Source organism: Kitasatospora sp. NPDC101447 (assembly GCF_044767225.1).
In the GTDB taxonomy this organism is placed as follows: Bacteria; Actinomycetota; Actinomycetes; order Streptomycetales; family Streptomycetaceae; genus Kitasatospora.
Genome location: NZ_JBIWNL010000039.1, coordinates 37,581 through 60,641, shown reverse-complemented (window position 1 = coordinate 60,641; position 23,061 = coordinate 37,581). Strand labels below are relative to the sequence as shown.

Genomic DNA, 23,061 nt, shown 5'->3' with positions numbered 1-23,061 from the left:
CAGGCGTCCCCTCATTTGTCACGTCCACCCATTGTGGACCACCGCACCCACGGTCAGAGCCGTACCGGGTCCACCGGCGGGCCCTCGACCAGCAGCCGTTCCAGGAAGTCCGCCAGGCCGGCCGGATAGACCGTCTCGCCGGTCCCCCTCAGTTCCTCGACCGTCCACCAGCGCGCCGCGAGCAGTTGGGCGTGCTCGTCGGCGCCCGTGCCGAACCGGTCAAGGCCCGTCTCCGTGGTCCGGGCCAGGTGGAACCACTGCTCCTGTTCGTAGCGCTGTCCCCGAAAGGAGAACGACACCGTGCCGTACGCCACCAAGGGCCCGAGGTCCACACCCCGCAAGCCGGTCTCCTCCGCGAGCTCCCGCTCGGCGGCCTCGCGCACGTCCTCCCCTGCTTCCAAGCCGCCCCCGGGCGTGAACCACCACGTCTCCCCGGGAACGGCCGGATCGGCGCCCAGGAAGAGGAGGATGCGGTCCAGCCCGTCCAGCAGCAGGATCCGCGCCGCCTTGCGACGCTGTGCCGTCATGGCAGCTCTTCACGCTCCTTCCGTTCGCATCGGTGGCGCTACCGATCCTGCCACCCGGCGCGTCCGTCCGGGGCGATGTTCGGCAGAGCGGCCCGCGCCGCGACGGCCCCGCTCAGGAGCTGCGCCCCCGGCGGAGCCGACGGGCCAGGCCAGCCACCCCGCCCAACGCCGAGGTCACCAGGATCAGTGCCGCACCGGCGACGGTGGCGTACGCGGCGGGCTCCAGCGGGCCGGGCTGCGACGCCCTCGGCCCCGCGAAACCGTCGAAGGCCGGGGTGCGGTCGAGCAGGCCGGCCCGTCCGAAGGGCTTCAGTGTGGCCTCGACCCTGGCTTCGACGGCGGTGGCCGGGACGGTGCCGCCGTCGACCTCCAGGTGGGTGCGGGAGTCGAGCGAGCCGACGCGGTTGTCGCCGAGCATGAACAGCCGGCCCTGCGGCACCGTCACGCTGAACGACTCGCCCTGCCGGCCCTGCGTCGCGAGGTAGGGCTCGTCCACCGGCTGTCCGTTGACCGTCAGCCGTCGGTCGTCCCCGCTGGTGGCGACGGTGTCCCCGCCGACCGCGACCACGCGCTTGACCATGAGCTCGCCGCCCCAGGCCTCGTCCCGGAAGACCACCACGTCGCCCCGCCCGACAGCCGCGCCCCCGACCTTGCGGGCGAGCACGGTGTCCCCGACCTGCAGCGTCGGGTGCATCGACGCGGTGGGGATGTTGTACGGCCGGTAGTCGACCGCGATGAGGGCGAAGCCGCCGATCATCAGCACCAGCCCGAGCGCCAGCGCGACGCCCTGCAGCACCGCGGCGAGCCGCGGGCGCTCGCGGACGGGCGCGGACGGGCGGTCGGCCGTCTGCTCCACGACACTGCTCATCGACACCGTCCACCTCTGGCCGACCGGAGAACACTGGCACGCCGGAGGCACCGGCGGGAACGCCGACGGGCCGTGGCACGTCCGAGCAGATTACTCGTCGGTACCACGGCCCGCGCAAGAGTCGGGGACAACCCGGTGGAGCTCAGGACCCCTTCCGGTCCTCCGCCCGGCCCCGCACCCGACGCACCAGCGGCAGCAGGGCGACGGCCCCCACCGCACCGGCCGCGGGGGGTGCCATCGGCGCGGCCGCCGCCAGGCCCTTCTGGTCGAAGGTGGCAGGCACCGGAAGCGTCGACCAGTGGGGGATCGGCCAGGCCACCACGAAGGCGCGCCCGATCACGTTGTCCACCGGGACGGTGCCACCACCGGGCTGGTCCATGTGGAAGCGGGAGTCCAGCGAGTTGGCGCGGTGGTCGCCCATCACCCAGATCCGTCCCTTCGGCACCTTGACCGGCCCGAAGGGGTGGTCACCGCACGGGGTGTTGCCCGGGTAGATGTAGGGCTCGTTGAGCGCGACCCCGTTGACCTTGACCGGTCCTTCGCCCTCGCACTCGACGGTGTCGCCCCCGACCGCGATGACCCGCTTGATCAGGTCCTTCTCGTTGGCGGAGGGCATCAGGCCGACAAAACTGAGCACGTCCTGCACACCGCGGACGAAGGAGTTGCTGCTCTGCTGGGACGGCTCGTCGTTCAGCCAGCCGCCCGGGTCGTGGAAGACCACGACCTCGCCGCGCTCGGGCTCGGCCCCGAACCAAGGGGTCAGCTTGTCCACCAGGACGCGGTCACCCACCTGGAGCGTGTTCTGCATCGACTCCGACGGAATGGAGAACGCCTGGACGAAGAAGGTCTTGATCACCAGCGCGAGGATCAGCGCGATGCCGATCAGGATCGGCAGTTCCTTCCAGAAGGAGCGCGGCTTGCGCGGCGTGGCCGGAGACTCCGACTCCGACCCGTCCGCCGATCCGCTCTCCGAGCGCGAGGGTTCCGGCGACTCCTCGGACCCCGCGCCCTGCTCGTCGGCGGTCTGGGCCGCCGCGTCGTCGACCGCGGCCGAGGGTGCCGAGGGCTCGGCGGACCGGGCCGCCCGACGGCCTGGGCCCTCGGGCTCTCCGGCGCCCGAACGGGCACCGATCACCAAATCCCCCACAACGTCTCCTCCCTGCTGTGCGGACGCCCGCGCGCCCGCGCTCAGAGTGCCGCACAGCGGGCACCACGCTCGCCACGACCATGACCGCCCCAGGACTGCCCACTACGGGCTCCCCTGACACCAGCACAGCCTGACGCACGACCGGGACCGCTCCCGGCCGCACCTGCACTTCTCTATCACTCCAAGGCATCCGGCTCGCGGTCCCACACGCGAGGCCCGGCCGGTCGGCGGCCGGCGCGGCTCACTCCGGAGGCCGCCCCCGCCGACGAACGACGAGCGGAAGGATGCCCAACACACCCATAACGAGCGGGGGTTCCACAGGAACCGGCCCAACGCCCACGGATTCCCCGGCAGTTCCACCGGCCTGCGGAGCCCGGTCGAGAGAGGAGAGTGAACTCGGCACGTCGAGTTGATGGAAGCGGTCCAGCGGCCAGGCGATCACGAACGCGCGACCCACCACGCCGCTCAGCGGGATCGTGCCCTGGCCCGGGTTGCCCATGTGGAACCGGGAGTCCGCGGAGACGTCCCGGTGGTCGCCCATGACCCACAGTCGGCCCTGCGGCACCTTCACCTTGAAGGGCTGTCGGGACGGCGGGTTGCCGGGTGCGAGGTACGTCTCGTCCACCGGGTGCCCGTTGACGCTGAGCCGCCCCTGCGCGTCGCAGCACTCGACGGTGTCCCCTCCGACACCGATCACCCGCTTGATCAGGTCCTGCTCGTTGTCGGACGGCAGCAGCCCGACGAAGGTCAGCACCTGCTTGGCCGCACCCAGCACCGGGCCGTCGTCGGAGGGCTTGCGGTCGCTCTCCAACCAGCCGCCCGGGTCCTTGAACACCACCACGTCGCCGCGCTGCGGCTCACTGCCGAACCAGGGGGTCAGCTTGTCCACCAGCACCCGGTCGCCGACCAGGATGGTCTGCTCCATCGAACCCGAGGGGATCACGAACACCTGGACCAGGAAGGTCTTCATCACCAGTGCCACCAGCAGGGCCACCAGGATGATCATCGGGATCTCGCGCACCAGCGACCGCTTGCGCCGGCTCGCCGCCCGGCGGGCACTGCGGCGGCGGTCGGCCCGGCCGCGCACCGGCGGGGTCCCGGTCGGGCGGGCGCCCTCCGGACCTCCGCCGTCCGGCTCGCGGGCCGGTCGGTCGGCGAGCCGACCCCTACCTCTGGTCCCCATGCCCACCCGTCCCCGCAGTCGCGGCGAAGGCCGCGGGCCGGTCCAGACCGGTCCAGCGCGAGAACGGGTAGACCACCCAGTCCGCCCGGCCGATCACCTTCTTCTCGGGCACGAAACCGCCCCCGGGCTCGCCCAGGTGGTCGCGGGAGTCACGGGAGGCACTGCGATGGTCTCCCATCACCCACAGCTCGCCGGCCGGCACCACCACGTCGAAGGCCACGCTCGACGGGTCGTCCCCCGGGGACAGGTAGGAGGTCTCGTCCACCGGCACTCCGTTGACGGTGATCGGCGCGCCCGGCCCGGTACTGGTCACCCGGTCACCGCCGACACCGATCACGCGCTTGACGTAGATGGTGTCCCCGGCCGGGGCCAGGCCGAGGTCCAGCGCGACCGACCGCGCGTCGGCCCAGAAGCCCTGCGGCTTCGCGGACTCCGGCCGGAAGGATCCCGTCCCGTCGAAGACCACGACGTCGCCCCGCCGGGGGTGGCCTCCGAAGGCGTACGCGAGCTGGTTGGCGATCAGCCGGTCGCCGGTGCGCAGGGTGTCCTCCATCGACCCGGAGGGCACCGCGAACGGACGCGCGACGAAGGCGTTCACCAGGAGCAGGAACGCCAGGCAGATCCCCGCCAAGAGCAGCAGGTCACGCGAACGCGAATGGCCCGGCTCCTCCTCCTGCTCGGCGCCGTCCTCTCGCTCTGCGCCGTCCTGCTGCTCTGCGCCGTCCTCCCGCTCCGCGTGCTCCGGCTCAGCGCCCTTGCCCGGCTCCCCGGCGCCCCCCTGCTCAGCGCCATCCCGGGCGGTGTCGGCGGGGGCGGCGGCAGTCGTACCGGCCTCCGCGTCATCGGAGACGACGCCCGGAACTCCGCCGGGAACGACCGCGGACCGCGACAGCGAGTCCGCACCGGTGGGTGCGGGACTGCCGTCGCGGTCCGCGGGTGGTTCGTGCGTGCTCATCGGGGGGTGAGCTTACCTTGCGGTCGTTCGACCCCCGAGAGCGCTCCGATCCCCCGGCGAGGCCGGGGGCCGGTGGATCAGCGGTCGCGCTTCTCCTTGATCTTCGCGGCCTTGCCGCGGAGGTCACGCAGGTAGTACAGCTTGGCGCGGCGAACCGCACCGCGGGTCACGACCTCGATCTTCTCGACGACCGGGGTGTGCACCGGGAAGGTGCGCTCCACGCCGACGTTGAAGCTGACCTTGCGGACGGTGAAGGTCTCACCGACGCCGGCGCCGTGGCGACGGATGACGACGCCCTGGAAGACCTGGACACGGGAGCGGTTGCCCTCGATGACCCGGACGTGAACCTTCAGGGTGTCACCGGCGCGGAAGGCCGGGATGTCGGAACGCAGCGAGGCCGCGTCGACAGCAGCGAGCTTGTTGCTCATGTTGCTCTCCATCGCAGGCGCCACGGGCCGCCCACGGAATATCGTCACAATGGGGTCTGCTGCGGGCCGCATCGGCTGACGACGATCCCCCCGTGGCGGGGGCGCCGGTCCACGTGCCCCCTACGGGAGGGGACCAACGACAGACAGCAGCGGCCTATTCTTCCACACCACCGGCCACGGACCGAAATCGGCCGAGCTGCTCGTCCCAGGCCAGGCCGAGGATGCTGAGCGCCTCCCGCTCCTTCTTGTCGAAGGCGCCGTACTGCCAGCGCTCGACCAGGTCGGGGCGGTTCGCCAGGGTGCGGGCAAAGGCCTGCTCGCGCCGCCAGCGGGCGATCCGGCCGTGGTTGCCGCTGAGCAGCACGTCCGGCACGGTCCGGCCGCGCCACTCGGCGGGCTTGGTGTAGACCGGGCCCTCCAGCAGGTCCGCCATCGCACCCGGCGCGAAGGAGTCGTCGCGGTGGGACTCGGCGTTGCCGAGCACCCCGGGCAGCAGCCGGGCGATCGCCTCGACCATCACCAGGACGGCGACCTCGCCGCCGGCCAGGACGTAGTCGCCGATCGAGGCCTCGACCACCGGCATGCGGGTGGCGGCCTCCTCGATCACCCGGCGGTCGATGCCCTCGTACCGGGCGGGGGTGAAGGCCAGCCAGGGGCGGCCGGCCAGCTCCTGGGCGAGCTCCTGGGTGAACGGGCGCCCGCTCGGGGTCGGGACGACCAGCGTGGGCAGTTCGCCCTCGGGCCCGCCGGCGACCACCGCGTCCAGCGCCTCGCCCCACGGCTCGGGCTTCATCACCATGCCGGGCCCGCCGCCGTACGGGCTGTCGTCCACCGTGCGGTGCACGTCGTGGGTCCACTCGCGCAGGTCGTGGACGTGCACGTCCAGCTGGCCGCGCGCACGGGCCTTGCCGACCAGCGAGATGTTCAGCGGCTCCAGGTACTCGGGGAAGATCGTGACGACGTCGATGCGCATCCCGCTCTGCACGCCACCACCCTGCACGCCACCGCCAGGCACGCCACCACCCTGCACCGCACCACTCTGCGCAGCACCGCCGGGCACGGCGTCGCCCTGCACGGCACCGTTCTCCTCGACGGTCACCGCGACTCCTCCGGCCCCTCGGCCGCACCCTCGGTCGAGCCCTCAGCCGACTCCTCGGCCGCATCCTCGGCGCGCTCCGCCGAGGACGTACCGGCGACGTCGGCCTGCTCCGGGTCGATCAGCCCGGCCGGCGGGGTGATCACCGCACGCTGGTTCTCCAGGTCGATGGTCGGCACGATCTGGGTGACGAAGGGCACCAGCACCTCCGTGCCGTCGGCCTTCTTCACCGTGAGCAGGTCCTGGTACGGGAGGTGGACGACCTCGGTCAGCTCACCGACGAGGGTGCCGTCGAGCAGCACCACGTCCAGGCCGATCAGCTGGTGGTCGTAGTACTCCTCCGGGTCGTCGGGACGCTCCTCCGGGTCGACCTCGGAGATGAGCAGGGTGCCCCGGAGCGCCTCGGCCGCGTTGCGGTCCTTGACGCCGGCGAAGCGCAGCAGCAGCCGGCCGCTGTGCACCCGGCCGGACTCGACGGTCAGCGGCCCGACCGACGCGGGGTCGGTGAGCACGACGGCGCCCGGGCCGAGCCGGAGCTCCGGCTCGTCGGTGCGGACCTCGACGCTGACGTCCCCCCTGATGCCGTGGGCACGGCCGATCTTGCCGACGACGAGCTGCACGGTGATCGTTCTCCTGGAGTTCCTGAGCCGAGACGAACGCCCGACGCAATGCGAAGGGCCGGTGCGCAGGGCTGGTGCGATGGTGCGATGGGCTGGTGCGGTGGTGCGGTGGTGCGAGGGCGGCGCCGCGGGGCGCTGCCGGGAAACGAGAAAAGGCCGACCGGGACGACATGCGTCCCGGTCGGCCCCAAGCCCTGACGGCTGAACGAGCAGCTGCGTCAGCGGATGTTGTCCACGTCGACCAGGTCGACCCGGACGTTGCGACCGCCGAGGGCGCCGACCACGGTGCGCAGAGCGCGTGCCGTGCGGCCGCCCCGGCCGATCACCTTGCCGAGGTCATCGGGGTGCACTCGCACCTCGATGGTGTTGCCCCGACGCAGGTTGCGCGAACGCACCTGCACCTCGTCGGGGTGCTCGACGATGCCCTTCACCAGGTGGTCGAGGGCGTCCTCGATCACGATCAGGCCTCGGCGGCGGCGTCGGCCTCAGCCTCGGCCTTGTCCGACTTCTTGGCCTTCGGGGTGATGGCGACGCCGGTGGTGGCGTCCTCGAAGCCGGCGACGGCCTTGGCGAACAGGTGCGAGAAGTCCTCGACCTTCGGCTCCGCGACCTTCAGCGGGGCCGGAGCCGGCAGGCCCTTGAACTTCTGCCAGTCGCCGGTCAGCTTCAGGATGGCGAGCACCGGCTCGGTCGGCTGGGCGCCGACGGACAGCCAGTACTGGGCGCGGTCGCTGTCGACCTCGATCTTCGAGGGGTTGTAGGTCGGCTGGTAGATGCCGATCTCCTCGATCGCGCGGCCGTCACGCTTGGTGCGGGCGTCGGCGACGACGATGCGGTAGTGCGGGGAGCGAATCTTGCCGAGACGCTTGAGCTTGATCTTGACTGCCACGGGAGTGGATTCTCCTGGTGTTGACGTGGGTGAGCGGGCGCGCCGTCGCGTGGGGTTGCGGGGCGGACCGTTCAAGGGACACGCCAGCCGTAGGAGAGAGGGGTCCTGCTCGGCTGCCGAGTACTCAGCTGTCCATTCTGCCATACCGGCGCGAACCGCCTGCACACGGGCCGGGAGACGGAACAGGGCTCGACCGGGAGCCCCCGCTCCCGGTCCAGCCCACGAAGTCACCGTCGTACTGCTCTGCTGTTGTCCCGCTCGTGGCCGTCGAGCCGCCCGTGGCGGCTGTTCCGCCCGTGGCCGCCGATCCGCTCGTAGCGCCGGTCACCGCCCTGCCGTCGTACCGATCCGCCGTGCGACCGTCCCGCCGCACGGCGCGTACGCGCTCACGCGCCCGTCGTACCGCTCGCTCCGGCCGGACCGCTGCCCGCACAGCAGCCCCGCCGGGCCGTCGACCACTTACGCGATCTTGAACGGCTGCTGGCACGCGCCGCAGACGATGGACGCCTGCGCGAGCACCGACGGCACGACCCGGACGTTGCGTCCGCAGCCGCAGACCGCCTTGACCCGGACGCCGCCCCCGGAGGAGCCGTGCCGGGCGGCAGGACCGCGGAAGGCACGCGTCGAGCCGTCGCCGGCCACCGCTTCCTGGTGTGCGCCGAGGGCGCGGTCCAGGCGCTCGATGGTCCCGGCGTAGCGCTCCTGGGTCTCCTTGAGCATGGTCACCTGGGAGAAGCCGCTGCTCGCGTGCGGCTCGACCGGGTGCGCCAGGCCCAGCTCGGAAGCGAGCATCAGGAAGCGCCGGTTGTGGTAGCGGCCGGCCCGCGAGGTGTCCCGGATGTCCCGGGCCGCGGCCAGACCGTGGGCAGCCTCGTGGAGGAGCCGCTCGAAACCGAGCCGCGTGCCACAGGCCGAGGAGGATTCGCCGATCAGGGCCTCGGGCGAGGCCAGGTCGGGGAGGTCCTGGTGGTAGGCCTGGATGTCGCTCCAGGCGGCGGCCAGTTCGGCCGCGAGAACGAGGGGCTGTGTCGTGCTCACGCTAGACCAACGATGGAGTGCGAGCCGATGTTCCGCATGTTCCCGTTCTTCGGGAATTCACAGGGAACTCCCAGGAATGCCAGGTCGCGCGCGAATTGCACGCTCCGGATCTGACGCAAGACCAACCCCCTGCCTGTTTCGGCCCGTCGCAGAGTCGGCGGACCTGGTGAATTCCGTCCCGGGGGGCGGGCTGTCGCCCCCAGGACGTACGGCCCGTGGTCCCGCCTGATTGACAGGGCCACGGGCCGTACACCGTACCGCTATTCCGTTAATACCGGGAGTTGACCGGCCAGTAGGGATGTCCACGGTCGGGAGTCCCCCGGAAGAGTTACCGGATTCTTACCCATCCGCATTCCGGGCAAATGTCGCCGCCGAGGGTCATTACCTGCGGGTAACGAACAACCGGCGCACATCCGGCGGACATCCCCGGATCGCGGAAGAGCCGCGAAACGGCCCGGAACGACCTGGAACGGCCCGGAACGGAGGTGGAGCCGATCTCAGTACGCGCGGGCGACGATCGCGATGTTGCCGTCCTGGTCATCCGCCAGCGGCACCGAACCGTCGGCCGCGACGATGCAGCGCACCGTGACGCCCTGCTCGGCCAGCTTGGCCTCGCCCTCCGCGCCGAGCTCGGCCCAGGAGATGCGGCCCCAGCCGGTCGCGGCGGCCTCGACGGCCTCGTCGATGCTCTTGACGTCGACCGTGCGGGACTCGCGGCGCTCGCGGGACTGGCGCAGCAGCAGCGCCTGGTCCTCCTCCAGCACGCCCGGGACCAGCTCGGCCAGGGCGTCGATGGAGACCGGCTCCTTGCCGCCCGGGATGCGGCGGGCCAGCATCGCGGTGCCGTTCTCCAGGTCGCGCGGGCCCACCTCGATGCGCAGCGGAACGCCCTTGAGCTCCCAGTCGACGGCGCGGCGGCCGAACGGGGTGTCGGTGCGGTCGTCGACCACGACCCGGACGCCGACGGCCTCCAGCCGGGCGCCGATCTCGCGGACCTTGGCGATGACCGCGTCGTCGCCCTTGATCGCGAGCACGACGGCCTGGACGGCGGCCAGACGCGGGGGCACCCGCAGGCCGTTGTCGTCGCCGTGGGACATGATCAGGCCGCCGACCATGCGGGTCGAGACGCCCCAGGAGGTCTGCCAGACGTGCTCGCGCTCGGCACCCTGGAGCTGGTAGGTGGTGTTGAACGCCTTGGCGAAGTTCTGGCCCAGCTCGTGGCTGGTGCCCATCTGCAGCGCCTTGCCGTCACCCATCATGCCTTCGAGGGTGAGGGTGTTGATGGCGCCGGCGAAGCGCTCCTTGGCGGTCTTGCGGCCCAGCACGACGTCGATGCCGAGCACGTTGGTCATGAAGTCGCCGTAGACCTGGGTGTGGATCATCGAGGCGTACTCACGGGCGTCCTCGTACGTGGCGTGGGCGGTGTGGCCCTCCTGCCAGAGGAACTCGGTGGTGCGCAGGAAGACGCGCGGGCGCAGCTCCCAACGGACCACGTTGGCCCACTGGTTGATCAGCAGGGGCAGGTCGCGGTGGCTCTGCACCCACTTCGAGAAGTACTCGTTGATGATCGTCTCGGAGGTGGGCCGGACGACGACCGGCTCCTCCAGCTGCTTGCCGCCGCCGTGGGTGACCACCGCGAGTTCGGGCGCGAAGCCCTCGACGTGCTCCGCTTCCTTGGTCAGGTAGGACTGCGGGATGAACATCGGGAAGTAGGCGTTCTGCGCGCCGGCCTTCTTGATCCGGGCGTCCATCTCCTGCTGCATCCGCTCCCACAGGCCGTAGCCGTACGGTCGGATGACCATGGTGCCGCGCACCGGACCGTTGTCGGCCAGCTCGGCCTTGTTGATGAGGTCCTGGTACCAGCGCGGGAAGTCTTCCGCCTGAGGGGTGAGAACGGGTGCCTTAGCCATGGGGCGAATGGTACGGGGAGCGACCCCCTGACTTCGAATCGGATTCACACCCGCGTCGGTGTCACGCCCGCGGTCGGCGCCGGACCGGCCCGCGGGGCGGGGGGCGCACCACCGCGACACGCGCGCACCACCCTGCACCCCTCTGGACGCCGGGCCCGACCCGCTGTTCGCTGGAGTGGGGCGGGACTTTGGGGGAGCCGTAGCAGCACACCGAAGGACCGGATGGGAGGCCGCGATGGCTTCAGCTCGGACGACCGGCACGACCGTACGACCAACAGGCGCACGCGCGCACCACCCGCAGCCCGGGGCAGCCGGGCCCGCGCGGGCGCGCGACTGGGCGGAGATCCAGGAACGCATGCTGGTGCCGCTCTACGAGGCGGTCTACGACCGGCTGGAGGTCGGCCCGGCGAGCAGCGTGCTGGGCCTGGGCTGCCGGTCCGGACTGGCCCTGTTGCTGGCCGCCGGGCGGGGCGCACAGGTCGCCGGGCAGGAGCCGCGGGACGAGCTGCGCGAGCTGGCCCGCGACCGCCGGCTGCGGGTGTGCGCCGGGCCCCGGCCGACCGCCGCCGTCGCCCGCTCGGCCCATTCGCTGGTGACGGTTTTCGAGCAGCTGCCCGGCGCCGTCGATCCCCTCCCGGTGGTGGCCGAGGCCGCCCGGCTCACCCTTCCGGGCGGGCACGTGGTGCTCGCCGCCTGGGGCCCGCCGGAGCGCTGCGAGAGCGCCCCGGTGCTGGACGTGGCCCGGCGGATGGCGGGCCGCACCACCTCGCGCGACCCGTTCGAGCTCAGCGCGCCCGGAGCCCTGGAGGACCTGCTCGGCCCGGCCGGCCTGCGCCCGGCCGGCAGCGGCCGGGTGAGCTGCCCGTTCGCCTACGCGGACCTCGACAGCGCGGTCCGCGGTCTGCTCTCCACCGGCCTGTTCGAGGCGGCTGAGGAGTTCTCCGGCGCCTCGCTGGTGGCCAAGGAGCTGGAGGAGGCGCTGCAGCCGTACCTGCGCGCCGACGGCTCGGTCCGGATGGAGAACGTGTTCCGCTACCTGGTCGCCGAGCGGCCTCGCTAGGAGACGTGAACCGGGGGCGCCCGCCGCAGTGGCGAGCGCCCCCGGCAGCCGGCGTCACGCCCGGCCGAGCGACTTCCCGTCGGGCCCCTCAGGCCCCTCACGCTTCTCGGCCCCCGCAGAGGCCCCCGCGGACCCCGCGGACCCCGCGGAGGCTCCCTCGACCCCCTCGGCGGCCCCCTCGGCGGCCCCGTCCCGCGGCACCCCCGCCGCCCGGTACGCCGCCTCCTCGTCCAGCGTCTCCGCCTCCAGCAGCGCCGCCGCCAGTGCGTCCAGCCGGTGCCGCTGCTCGGTCAGCAGCCGGACCGCGTCGTCGTAGCACTCGGAGACGATCCGCCGGGCCTCCTCGTCCACCGCGTCCAGGGTGGTCGGCGCGGCGGAGAGCCCGTACGCGCCCTGCGGGTCCGAGGGCACCGCGGTGAGCCGGCCGACCCGCTCGCTCATCCCCCAGCGCCCGGCCATCCCGCGGGCGATGTTGGTGACCTGTTCCAGGTCGCTCTCCGCGCCGGTGGTGATCACCCCGTAGACCACCTGCTCGGCCGCCATGCCGCCGAGCGCGCCGATGATCCGGCCGCGCAGGTAGGGCTCGGTGTACGAGTAGCGGTCGTTCTCCGGGGTGGAGAGCGTGACGCCGAGCGCCCGACCGCGCGGCACGATGGTGATCTTGCGGACCGGGTCCGCGCCGGGCTGGAGCATGCCCAGCAGCGCGTGCCCGCTCTCGTGGTACGCCGTCCGCTCGCGCTCCTCCTGAGGCATCACCAGCGGTCGCACGGCGCCCAGTTGGACCTTCTCCAGGGCGTCCGAGAGGTCCCGCTCGTTGACCGCGTCCTGCTGGCGCTTGACGGCCAGCAGGGCGGCCTCGTTGACCAGGTTGGCGAGCTCCGCGCCGGTCATCCCGGGGGTGACCTTCGCCAGCTGCCGGAGGTCGGTGCCGCCGGCCAGCGGGACGGTGCGGGTGTGGATGCGCAGGATGGCGGCGCGGCCCTCCCGGTCGGGCGGGCTGACGGTGATCCGCCGGTCGAAGCGGCCGGGGCGCAGCAGCGCCGGGTCGAGCACGTCGGACCGGTTGGTCGCGGCGATCACGATGACGCCCTCGGAGCCGCTGAAGCCGTCCATCTCGGTGAGGATCTGGTTGAGCGTCTGCTCGCGCTCGTCGTGCCCGCCCATGCCGCCGCCCGCGCCGCGCTGGCGTCCGATGGTGTCGATCTCGTCGATGAAGATGATCGCCGGGGCGACCTTGCGGGCCTCGGCGAACAGCTCGCGGACCCGGCTGGCGCCGACGCCGACGATCATCTCGATGAACTCGGAGGCGGAGGCGGAGAAGAACGGCACGTCCGCCTCGCCGGCCACGGCCCGGGCCAGCAGGGTCTTGCCGGTCCCGGGCGGCCCGCTCAGCAGCACGCCGCGCGGCATCTTGGCGCCGAGCTTGCGGTACCGGTCGGGGTTCTTCAAGTAGTCGACGACCTCGGTGAGTTCGGCCTCGACCTCGTCGATGCCGGCCACATCGGCGAAGGTGGTGCGCTTGCCCTGCTCGGCGGTGACCGGCTTGGGCGGCGTCTTGCGCCCGAGCGGTCCGGCGCCGAGGCCGCCGGCCATCCGGCGGGCGAGCAGCACCCAGATGAAGATCAGCAGCAGCATCGGGGCGAGCGAGAGCAGCAGGTTGGTGAGGAAGCTGCGCTGCTGGACCGGCGAGGTGGCGGTGACCTCGACGCCCTGCTGCTGCAGCGTGGCCCACAGGTTGTCGTTCGCGAAGGAGGGCCGCTGGGTGTCGAACTCGGTGTAGTCGCCCTTGCCGCCGTCCGGCTTGGGCTGAGCGGTCTTGAGGGTGCCCTCGATCGCGTCGCCCTTGGCGTAGATCTTGGTGATGTTGCCCTTGTTCAGCTGGTTGTTGAACTCGGTGTACGAGATCGTGGTGGCGCCCTCGTTGCCGAAGACGGACAGCAGCACGTCGGAGATCAGGAACACCACGAGGGCGGTGAGGACGAGACCGGTCCAGCCGCCGGGCATCCGCCGTCGGGGCGGGGGCGGGGGCGGGGCGCCCTCGGAGCGCCAGGGCTGGTCGGGGGTCTGACGCGGCGGCACAGGTTCGGTCACCCACCGGACGATACGGACAGGTGCTCGGGCGGGCCAACCGCAACGCCGCGCCCGAGCGCCCGCCCGGGGGCGCCCGGAGCCGGCCGCGCGGCCGCCCCGAACCCCTCCCACCAGCCGCTGCGCCGGGCGCCTCCACCAGCGGCTCCGCCTGCCCACCAGCAGCTCCGCCTGCCCGCCGGCAGCTGTGCCGGGGCGCCCCCACCGACGCCTAGGCCGCGGCGCCGGGCCACTCCTCGGCGGTCAGCGCGAACCGCTCGTGGTCGCGCCAGTCGCCCTGCAGGAACAGCATCCGCGGCGAGAAGCCCTCGTGCCGGAAGCCCAGCCGCTTGGCCATCGCGACCGAGCGCTCGTTGTCGGGCTGCACGTTGATCTCCAGCCGGTGCAGCCCCAGCCCGCCGGCCGACTGCGGCGCGAAGCAGCGGTCCAGGACCAGCCGCATGCCCTCGGTCATCCGCCCGGTGCCGGCGAACGGCAGGTACGCGTCGTAGCCCAGCGTGGCGTTGCAGAACCGGCTCATCACGATGTTGGCGACGTTCACCTTGCCGACCAGCCCGCCGGTCTCCCCGTCGAGGATCAGGAAGGTGCGCAGCCCCGCGCCCTGGCGCTCCAGCAGCTCGGGCAGCCCGTCCGGCTCGACCGGGTTCCACCGGCCGATGTGGTCGGCGGACCGCCGGACCGCGTCGGCGTACACAACCGCGTCTTCTGCCCTCGGGGCCCTGATCGTCACTCGCATGCCCCCATCATCGGACACACGATCGGCCCGCCGCCCGGAAACTCCGGACGACGGGCCGACCAGGACCGACCGGGGCCGATCGGGACCGGTCCCGGACGGATCCAGGACCGGTCGGGACCTACAGCAGGTCCTTGAACTCCTTGGGCAGCTCGAAGTCGGCCGGGCCCTTGCCCGCGCCGAGGCCGAACGCCCCGCCGTCGGCCGGCTGGCCGGCGCCCGGGCCGAGCGCGCGGCGCTCGGCGGCCGCGGCCTCCTCCTGGGCCCGCTTCAGCGGGTTGCCGCTCTTGCGCTTGCCCTTGGCCTGCGGGGCCTTCTTGCCGGACTTCTTCGAGCCGCCACCCATGCCCGGGATCCCCGGCATGCCGGGCATGCCCTTGCCGGAGGCCATCGCGGACATCATCTTGCGGGCCTCGAAGAACCGCTCGACCAGGTTCTTCACCTCGCCGACCTGGACGCCCGAGCCCTTGGCGATGCGGGCCCGGCGGGAGCCGTTGATCAGCTCCGGCTCGGCGCGCTCGGTCGGGGTCATCGACTTGATGATGGCGCCGACCCGGTTGACGTCCTTGTCGTCGATGTTGTTGATCTGGTCCCGGATCTGGCCCATGCCGGGCAGCATGCCGAGCAGCTTGGAGATCGAGCCCATCTTCTGGACCTGCTCCAGCTGCGACAGGAAGTCGTCCAGGGTGAACTGCTTCGGGCCGCCGCGCAGCTTGGCGGCGATCTTCTCGGCCTCGGCCTGCGAGAAGGTCTGCTCGGCCTTCTCGATCAGCGAGAGGACGTCACCCATGCCGAGGATGCGCGAGGCCATCCGGTCCGGGTGGAAGGCGTCGAAGTCGTCGACCTTCTCGCCGTTGGAGGCGAACATGATCTGCCGGCCGGTGACGTGCGCGACCGACAGCGCGGCACCGCCGCGGGCGTCGCCGTCGAGCTTGGAGAGCACGACACCGGTGAAGTCGACGCCGTCGAGGAAGGCCTGCGCGGTGGTGACCGCGTCCTGGCCGATCATCGCGTCGACGACGAACAGGACCTCGTCCGGGTTCACCGCGGCGCGGATGTCGGCGGCCTGCTGCATCAGCTCGGCGTCGATGCCCAGGCGGCCGGCGGTGTCGACGACGACGACGTCGTACTGCTTCTGCTTGGCGTACTCGATCGAGTCCTTGGCCACCTGCACCGGGTCGCCGACGCCGTTGCCCGGCTGCGGGCCGTAGAAGGCCACACCGGCGCGCTCGGCGACGACCTGGAGCTGGTTGACCGCGTTGGGGCGCTGGAGGTCGCAGGCGACCAGCAGCGGGGTGTGCTTCTGCTGCTTCAGCCAGTGGCCGAGCTTGCCCGCGAGGGTGGTCTTACCGGCACCCTGCAGACCGGCGAGCATGATGACCGTCGGGCCGCTCTTGGCGAACCGCACCCGGCGGGTCTCGCCGCCGAGGATCGCGATGAGCTCCTCGTTGACGATCTTGATGATCTGCTGCGCCGGGTTCAGCGCACCGGAGACCTCGGCACCGAGGGCGCGGTCCTTGACCTGCTTGATGAAGGCCCGGACGACCGGCAGCGCGACGTCCGCCTCCAGCAGCGCGATGCGGATCTCGCGGGCGGTGGCGTCGATGTCCGCCTCGCTGAGGCGGCCCTTGCCCCGGAGGTTCTTGAACGTCGCTGCGAGGCGATCGGAAAGGGTGTCGAACACGTCGTCGCGGGTCCTCTGCGGCATCGGTATCGGTACGGTCGTCGTCCCCCAGGGTATCCAACCGCCCCGGGTGAGGTCTCCACCCCCGTTCGCGGACATCGTCGACCCCGGCTCCCGGCGCCCGTCAGCCGAGCGCCGCCCGGACCGCCGCCGCCACCTCCCCGGCCCGCCGGGCGGCCAGCGGGCGGCCCTGCGCGTCGGTCAGGTAGAAGGAGTCGACGGCCTCCGCGCCCAGCGTGGAGACGTGCGCGGTGCGCACCCGGACGCCCGCCCCGTCCAGCGCCCGGCCGATCCGGTGCAGCAGCCCGGGGGCGTCGTGCGCGCGGACCTCCAGCACGGTCGCGGTCGCCGAGGCCACCGCGGGCGCCACCGCGACCAGCGGCGGCGGGGTCGGGATGCCCCGGCGGCGCGGGGCGGCGGCGTCCCGCTCGGCGAGGCGCCGTTCGACGTCCAGCGAGCCGTCCAGCGCCCGGCGCAGGTCGGCCCGCAGCCGGGCCGCCTCGGGCAGCTCGCCGAACTCGGCCGCCACCCGCCAGGACAGCAGCAGCACGGGCCCGGCACCGATCGGGTCGAGCTCGCGCAGTCCGGCCGAGCGGACGGTCAGCCGGTGCAGCGCGAGCACCCCGGCGGCGGTGCCGAGCAGCCCGGGGCGGTCGGGGACGGCCAGGGTCAGCTCGACGCCCATCGGCTCGGTGCCCGGGTCCGCCCCCTCGGCCTGGGCGTGCAGCGACAGTGCCGGCTCACCGGTGCGGGCCGCCTCGACCGCGAGCCGCTCCTGCTCGGCGGTGGGCGCCGCCTCCACCGGCGCGGTGCCGGCCCCGGCCAGCCGGGCGGCCGCCCGGGCCACCAGGCCGCCGACCAGCGAGGCCCGCCAGCTGCTCCACGCGGCCGGGCCGGTGGCCAGTGCGTCCGCCTCGGTGAGCGCGTGCAGCAGCTCCAGCTCCGGCAGGGTGGTGATCGCCTTGGTGATCGCCTCGACGGTGGCCGGGTCGTCCGGGTCGCGCCGGGTGGCGGTGTCCACCAGGGTCAGGTGGTGGCGGACCAGCACCGCCAGGGTCTCGGTGTCCTCGGGGCCGAAGCCCATCCGGGGGGCGAGGTCGCGGACGATCACCTCGCCGGCCTCGCTGTGGTCCCCGGGCCAGCCCTTGCCGATGTCGTGCAGCAGCGCGGCGACCAGCAGCAGGTCGGGCCGGGCCACCCGGCGGGTCATCGCGGCGGCCTTCACCGCCGTCTCCACCAGGTGCCGGTCCACGGTCCAGCGGTGCACGGCGTTGCGCTGCGGACGGCAGCGCACCCGCTCCCAGTCCGGCAGCAGCCGGGTGACCAGCCCCTCCGCCTCCAGCGCCTCCCACACCGGGACGGCCGCCTCCCCCGCGCCCAGCAGGGTGACCAGCTGCTCGCGCGCCTCGTCGGGCCAGGGCACCGGCAGCGGACGGCACTCCGCGGCGAGCCGGCGCACCGTCGCGTACGAGACGGTCAGCCCGTTCTGCGCGGCGGCGGCCGCGGCGCGCAGCGGCAGCACCGGGTCGGCGGCCGGGCGGGCGCCCTGGGCCAGCACCGCCTCGCCGTCCTGTTCGACCACGCCCTCGGCGAGCGGGCGGCGCTCGACCGCGCCCCGGGCCACCGCGCCCGCGCCGCGGCCGACTCCGGTGAACGGCGCGGCGAACGGGAAGGCGCGCCGCACGGCCCGCCGGCCCCGGCCGCTGCGGGCGGCGAGCACCCGCTCGACCGCCCGCCAGGTGACGTCGCTCGCGTAGGCGATGGTCCGGGCGGCCTCGTAGACCTGGCGCAGCAGGGTGTCGGCGTCCAGCACGCCGAGCCGTTCGGCGACCTGGTCCTGGTCCTGCAGGCTCAGCCGCTCGGTGGCCCGGCCGGTGACCAGGTGCAGCGCGTCGCGGACGTCGGCGAGGCGCAGCGCGGCGGCGTCGAGGCCGTCCCGGGGCGCGTCGGCGAGCCAGCTGGCGGCGACGGCGTCGAGCGCGACCACGTCGCGCAGGCCGCCGCGGGCCTCCTTGAGGTCCGGCTCCAGCAGGAAGGACAGCTCGCCGTGGCGTTCGGACCGCTCGCGGGCCAGCTCGCGCAGCTCGGGCAGGCGTGCGGGGGCGCTCGCGCGCCAGTCGGTGAACACCGCGGCGCGCAGCTCGGCGGTGAGCGCCGGGTCCCCGGCGAGGTGGCGGGCGTCCAGCAGGCCGAGCTGGGCCTTGAGGTCGGCGGCGGCGACCGCCCGGGCCTCGGCGACGGTGCGCACTGAGTGGTCGAGCTTGGCGCCCGCGTCCCAGACCGGGTACCAGATCCGCTCGGGCAGCTCGTGGGGGATCGGGCCGTCGTGCAGCAGCAGGACGTCCAGGTCGCTGCGCGGGGAGAGCTCGCCGCGCCCGTACCCGCCGACGGCGACCAGGGCGACGCCGGGCGGGGCTCCGGCGGCGGCGAGCAGCCCGGCCAGCCAGTCGTCGGTGAGCCGGGCGAGCGCCTCGCGGCGGGGGCGGCCGACCGGGCCTGGGTCGGCGAGCAGCGCGGCCCGGGCGGCGGAGTGGTCGGCGGGCTCGGAGGGCCTGGTCTCGGTGGTCATGCGCTGGGTCCCGTCCGTCGTGCGGGTGAGCCGTCCCGCGGTGCGCCGGGCATCCGGTGCGGTGCGGTTCGGCCGAGCGGGGTACGCCGTCGGCGGGCCCGCGGCCCCCGGAGGGATCACGGGCCCGCCGACGGGCGGGGGCTACAGGGCGTCCGGGCCGCGCTCGCCGGTGCGGACCCGTACGGCGGTGTCGACCGGGATGCTCCAGACCTTGCCGTCGCCGATCTTCCCGGTCCGGGCGGCCTTCACCAGGACGTCGATCAGGTCGTCGGCGTCCTCGTCCTCGACCAGGACCTCGATCCGGACCTTCGGTACCAGGTCCACCGTGTACTCGGCGCCCCGGTAAACCTCGGTGTGGCCGCGCTGGCGGCCGTAGCCGCTGGCCTCGGTGACGGTCAGGCCGTGGACCCCGAAGGCCTGCAGGGCGGCCTTCACCTCGTCCAGGCGGTACGGCTTGATCACGGCGGTGATGAGCTTCATCAGGCGTCGACCTCGGTCTTCTCGGCGGCCTTTCCGGCGGCCTTCTCGGTGGGCTTCTCGGCGGACTTCGGTGCTGCCGTCGGCGCGGGCTTCGCGGCGGACGACCCGGCCGTCGAACCGAGGGACGCACCGCCGGTCGGACCGGCCGGCGCGGCGGCCGCGGCCGGACCCGACAGGGCGCGGGCCAGGCCCGCCCCGACAGCGCTGAAATCGTAGGCGGATTCGGCGTGTTCGGCCTGGTCGATGCCGGCCACCTCGACCTCCTCGGCGACCCGGAAGCCGACCAGCTTGTCGACCGCCTTGGCCAGCAGCCAGGAGAGGACGAAGGAGTACGCCGCGACCACGGCCACACCCATCGCCTGCTTGCCGAGCTGGCCCAGCCCGCCGCCGTAGAACAGGCCCTTGGCGGTCTGGCCGACCCCACCGGTGGCGAACAGGCCGACCAGCAGCGAGCCGATCGCCCCGCCCACCGCGTGCACGCCCACCACGTCGAGCGAGTCGTCGAAGCCCCAGCGGTACTTCAGCGAGACGGCGGCGGCGCAGACCGCGCCCGCGACCAGACCGATCGCGACCGCGCCGAGCGGGCTGACCGAGCCGCAGGCCGGGGTGATCGCGACCAGTCCGGCCACCGCGCCGGAGGCGGCGCCGAGCGTGGTGAAGGCGCCGTGCTTGAGCTTCTCGAAGACCAGCCAGCCGACCAGCGCCGCGCCGGTGGCGACCTGCGTGTTGACCATCGCCATCGCGGCGACCCCGTTGGCGGCCAGCGCCGAGCCCGCGTTGAAGCCGAACCAGCCGAACCACAGCAGGCCGGAGCCGAGCATCACCAGCGGCAGGCTGTGCGGGCGCATGGGGTCCTTCTTGAAGCCGACCCGCTTGCCCAGCACCAGGCAGAGCGCCAGACCCGCCACACCGGCGTTGATGTGCACGGCCGTGCCGCCGGCGAAGTCGATCACGCCGTTCCGGTCGCCCAGCCAGCCGCCGTGGCCGCCGTCGAAGAAGAACACCCAGTGCGCGACCGGGAAGTAGACGACGGTCACCCAGAGCGCGATGAACAGGCCCCAGGCGGCGAACTTGGCGCGGTCCGCGATGGCGCCGCTGATCAGCGCCGGGGTGATGATCGCGAACATCAGCTGGAACATCGCGAAGGCGGTGACCGGGATGGTCCCGGTCAGCTCGTTCAGGCCGATGCCGCGCATCCCCAGGAAGTCCAGGTTGCCGATCAGCCCGCCGAAGGAGTCCGGCCCGAAGCTGAGCGAGTACCCGTAGAGGACCCAGAGCACTGTGACGATGCCGAGCGAGAGGAAACTCATCGCCAGCATGTTCAGGGTGCTCTTGGCCCTGACCATGCCCCCGTAGAAGAAGGCCAGGCCCGGGGTCATGAGCATGACCAGGGCTGCACTGATGAGCACGAAGGCGGTGTCGCCCGCGCTGAAGCCGTCCGGCATCGGCGTCTCCTCTGCGTCCAAGCCGATCCGCACCCGGGTACCTGTCCCGTGCCACCCGGGGTGTCGGCGTTGAAGAGGAGCGTGCCGAAGGCTGGTTTCGGCCAGTGCGGCCGGTTGTTTCGCGACCGTGACGCGTGCGACGCGCGGGTTACGGCTGCGTGAACCACAGCCCCGGAACCGCCCGGACGGGCTACCGTGCCGCCGCGCGCCCGGCCCCGCCCACGCGGGAACCACCGACCGCGACGGCGGCGGCCGGCACGGTCGGTGGAGTCCGGGAAGTGCCCGGGAGGTGCGCCGATCAGACCACCGAGACGTACTCCGGGATGTCCTGAACGACCCGCTCCTTGAGCCGGCTCACCGCGTCCACGCCCTGGAACCGGGCGGCCGCGGCCTCCGTGGTCTTGCGCACCCGGGAGTTCAGCCGCTCCGAGCGCACCTTGGTCGCGATGTCCACCGCCTGCTCGGCCATCACCGCCGCCTGCTCGGCCTCCTTCTGCAGCAGGTGCACGCTGGCCATGCCGATCAGGTTGAAGGCGTACGAGCGCACGTGGTCGCCGTCCCGGCGGAACAGGTCGACCGCGCGCTCCATCACCGGCGCCGACAGCGAGGCGTACAGCTGGGCGTTGTCGGAGTGGTACGCGAGGTCGCGGAAGGAGTGCGCGTTCTCGGCGTTCAGCTCGGCCGGCGAGAAGAACTTCAGCCAGTCCGGCTCGTCGTCGCCGTCGCGGATGTCGGTGAAGGTGTCCTCGGCCAGCCGGACCGCCCGGGCGCAGCGGTTCACCTCCCCGATGGTGGCGTAGGCCCGCGCCTCCATCGCGTACAGCAGGGACTGCTGGCGCGGGCCGGCGGTGTCACGGCTGCCGTACTGCGCCAGGTGGATCAGCTCCAGGGCGTCCTCGCCCCGGTTGAGGTGGATCATCTGGCGGCTCATGTCGGTGAGGATCAGCGCGCCGAACGGGCGGTCGCCGGCCTCCTTGGCCGCGTGCAGGGCCAGCACGTAGTACTTCTGCGCGCTCGGGTGCATCCCGACGTCGTACGACATCCACCCGGCCAGGTGGGCGAGCTCGGCGGTGAGCCGGAACAGCCGCCGGGTGGTGTCCTCGTTGTACGTCTCCTGGAGCAGGTCGGTGACCTCGTGCAGCTGGCCGACGACGGCCTTGCGGCGCAGCCCGCCGCCGTTCTGGGCGTCCCACTGGCGGAACATGACCGTGGTCTGCTCCAGCAGTTCCAGCTCGGGCTCGGAGAGCCGGCCGGTGAACGCCTCGCCGCCGTTGGCCGCGGTGAGGATCGGGGTGGGGATGCCGGTCGGGCCGGGGGTCAGCCAGCGCTGCATCGGCTCGATCAGCGCGGCGCCGGCGGTCAGCGCCAGCGAGGTGCCGAGGAAGCCCCGGCGGTTGAGCATCAGGTCGCTGCGGGAGTAGTCACTGATCAGCTGGACGGTCTGCGGACCGCTCCACGGCAGGTCGACGCCGCCGCCCACGGTGGAGACCGGGATCGCGGCGCGCAGGCCGAGGTCCTCGATCGAGACCACCGAGCCGAAGCGCTCGGAGAAGAGCTCGGACATGATCTTGGGGATCGGCTCGCGCGGCTGCTCGCCGTCGAGCCAGCGGCGCACCCGGGAGGTGTCGGTGGACACGTGGTGGGCGCCGATCTGCCGGGCCCGTCGGTTGACCTGGCGCGCCAACTCGCCCTTGGACCAACCGCTGCGGGCGAACCACGTGGTCAGCTTCTCATTGGGTTGCTTCTCTGCCATGGGAACGTCCCATCCCGCCCGGCCCCTCGCGGGGCCCCCGATCGTGACCGCCCGACGGTTGCGGGCTCTTGCCAGACGTGCCTGCCGTGCGTGCTGCCTGCCGCGCCCGTGGTGGTGCCGTACCGCGCCCTCGCACTGGCGTGCCATCGTCGCGGACGATCCGTCAGATTCCCAACTCCCGCTCTCCGGCGGCCCGGAGCGGGATCCCGACGGCATCCGCGTGCTGAACGTAATGCCCCGCGAGGTGCCCGCGGGAGCGCCCCTGGCGAAACGCCACCTTTCGCCACCCCCAGGAGTGAACCGAAGTCAGGGGGCACACGCTTCACTAGGTAGTCCCGACGGTCCGGCATATGCGGGCCGCCAAGTCGCCCGGACCATCCCGGGAGACCCGGCAGGGCCAGCAATCCACCGCAGCCACAGGCGAGTTCAGCGCCCACTCCGGGCGGCAACAGTCTCGCGCACACGACGATCCGGCATCCGCGCCGCCCCCACAAGGCGGCGCCCGAGGCGCACCACCGGAACAGGCGCACGCCACGCGCTGCGCGCCGCCACCGCACTACGCACCACACACCTGACAATCGACACACA

20 protein-coding genes are annotated in these 23,061 nt (G+C 72.9%); 1 reads left to right on the top strand and 19 read right to left on the bottom strand.

Translation table 11 applies throughout. The annotated features are described in order from the left end of the window. Positions 1-53 precede the first annotated feature (53 nt). From ACIRST_RS35310 to proS, 12 genes are all read right to left on the bottom strand, one after another. Entirely contained in the window at positions 54-527 is a 474-nt protein-coding gene (locus ACIRST_RS35310) for an NUDIX domain-containing protein (RefSeq protein ID WP_350524582.1), read from the bottom strand. Positions 528-639: 112 nt separating this feature from the next. After that, complete coding sequence (lepB, locus tag ACIRST_RS35305; protein ID WP_402807644.1) at positions 640-1,395, bottom strand: signal peptidase I; 756 nt, start codon at positions 1,393-1,395, stop codon at positions 640-642. A 142-nt stretch (positions 1,396-1,537) separates the two neighbouring features. Then, positions 1,538-2,542, bottom strand: coding sequence for a signal peptidase I (gene lepB, locus ACIRST_RS35300; RefSeq protein WP_350524584.1), 1,005 nt, complete (start codon positions 2,540-2,542; stop codon positions 1,538-1,540). Positions 2,543-2,783: 241 nt separating this feature from the next. After that, positions 2,784-3,725 carry a signal peptidase I gene (lepB, locus tag ACIRST_RS35295; protein WP_350524585.1) on the bottom strand — a complete coding sequence of 314 codons (942 nt, stop codon included), beginning with the start codon at positions 3,723-3,725 and terminating at the stop codon, positions 2,784-2,786. After that, entirely contained in the window at positions 3,709-4,680 is a 972-nt protein-coding gene (gene lepB / locus ACIRST_RS35290) for a signal peptidase I (RefSeq protein WP_402807640.1), read from the bottom strand. Before lepB (ACIRST_RS35290) ends, lepB (ACIRST_RS35295) begins: the two co-directional genes overlap by 17 nt. Positions 4,681-4,757: 77 nt before the next feature. Continuing rightward, positions 4,758-5,108, bottom strand: a complete 351-nt coding sequence (rplS, locus tag ACIRST_RS35285) for a 50S ribosomal protein L19 (protein WP_063347674.1) — start codon at positions 5,106-5,108, stop codon at positions 4,758-4,760. A 154-nt stretch (positions 5,109-5,262) separates the two neighbouring features. Beyond that, positions 5,263-6,081 (bottom strand): tRNA (guanosine(37)-N1)-methyltransferase TrmD, encoded by an 819-nt coding sequence (trmD, locus tag ACIRST_RS35280; RefSeq protein ID WP_350524630.1) that lies wholly within the window; start codon positions 6,079-6,081, stop codon positions 5,263-5,265. 122 nt (positions 6,082-6,203) lie between these two features. Beyond that, positions 6,204-6,824: a ribosome maturation factor RimM gene (gene rimM / locus ACIRST_RS35275; protein WP_350524587.1), complete on the bottom strand. Its 621-nt coding sequence runs from the start codon at positions 6,822-6,824 to the stop codon at positions 6,204-6,206. 218 nt (positions 6,825-7,042) lie between these two features. Beyond that, positions 7,043-7,282 carry an RNA-binding protein gene (locus ACIRST_RS35270; RefSeq protein WP_030056773.1) on the bottom strand — a complete coding sequence of 80 codons (240 nt, stop codon included), beginning with the start codon at positions 7,280-7,282 and terminating at the stop codon, positions 7,043-7,045. Between the two features lie 2 nt (positions 7,283-7,284). After that, on the bottom strand, positions 7,285-7,713 hold the full coding sequence (gene rpsP, locus ACIRST_RS35265) for a 30S ribosomal protein S16 (protein WP_045700219.1): 429 nt from the start codon (positions 7,711-7,713) through the stop codon (positions 7,285-7,287). 459 nt (positions 7,714-8,172) lie between these two features. Beyond that, positions 8,173-8,751 carry a hypothetical protein gene (locus ACIRST_RS35260; protein WP_350524588.1) on the bottom strand — a complete coding sequence of 193 codons (579 nt, stop codon included), beginning with the start codon at positions 8,749-8,751 and terminating at the stop codon, positions 8,173-8,175. Between the two features lie 497 nt (positions 8,752-9,248). Continuing rightward, a complete protein-coding gene (gene proS, locus ACIRST_RS35255; RefSeq protein ID WP_402807636.1) occupies positions 9,249-10,661 on the bottom strand; it encodes a proline--tRNA ligase in 1,413 nt (470 codons plus the stop codon). A 355-nt stretch (positions 10,662-11,016) separates the two neighbouring features. Here proS and ACIRST_RS35250 point away from each other — a divergent pair, with 355 nt between their 5' ends. Continuing rightward, a complete protein-coding gene (locus ACIRST_RS35250) occupies positions 11,017-11,721 on the top strand; it encodes a class I SAM-dependent methyltransferase (protein ID WP_402807633.1) in 705 nt (234 codons plus the stop codon). Between the two features lie 54 nt (positions 11,722-11,775). Here the strand turns inward: ACIRST_RS35250 and ftsH are convergent, their stop codons facing one another. From ftsH to ACIRST_RS35215, 7 genes are all read right to left on the bottom strand, one after another. Then, entirely contained in the window at positions 11,776-13,812 is a 2,037-nt protein-coding gene (ftsH, locus tag ACIRST_RS35245; RefSeq protein WP_402807630.1) for an ATP-dependent zinc metalloprotease FtsH, read from the bottom strand. Between the two features lie 208 nt (positions 13,813-14,020). Further along, positions 14,021-14,545, bottom strand: a complete 525-nt coding sequence (locus tag ACIRST_RS35240; protein ID WP_350524592.1) for a GNAT family protein — start codon at positions 14,543-14,545, stop codon at positions 14,021-14,023. Positions 14,546-14,663: 118 nt separating this feature from the next. After that, positions 14,664-16,226 (bottom strand): signal recognition particle protein, encoded by a 1,563-nt coding sequence (gene ffh, locus ACIRST_RS35235; RefSeq protein WP_350524631.1) that lies wholly within the window; start codon positions 16,224-16,226, stop codon positions 14,664-14,666. Between the two features lie 124 nt (positions 16,227-16,350). Further along, a complete protein-coding gene (locus tag ACIRST_RS35230) occupies positions 16,351-18,795 on the bottom strand; it encodes a [protein-PII] uridylyltransferase (protein ID WP_402807627.1) in 2,445 nt (814 codons plus the stop codon). A 141-nt stretch (positions 18,796-18,936) separates the two neighbouring features. Beyond that, complete coding sequence (locus tag ACIRST_RS35225; RefSeq protein WP_350524594.1) at positions 18,937-19,275, bottom strand: P-II family nitrogen regulator; 339 nt, start codon at positions 19,273-19,275, stop codon at positions 18,937-18,939. After that, positions 19,275-20,720, bottom strand: a complete 1,446-nt coding sequence (locus ACIRST_RS35220) for an ammonium transporter (RefSeq protein WP_350524595.1) — start codon at positions 20,718-20,720, stop codon at positions 19,275-19,277. Before ACIRST_RS35220 ends, ACIRST_RS35225 begins: the two co-directional genes overlap by 1 nt. A 298-nt stretch (positions 20,721-21,018) precedes the next feature. After that, the gene (locus ACIRST_RS35215; protein ID WP_350524596.1) at positions 21,019-22,473 is read right to left on the bottom strand and encodes a hypothetical protein; all 1,455 of its coding nucleotides are present in this window, start codon (positions 22,471-22,473) and stop codon (positions 21,019-21,021) included. Between the last annotated feature and the right edge of the window lie 588 nt (positions 22,474-23,061).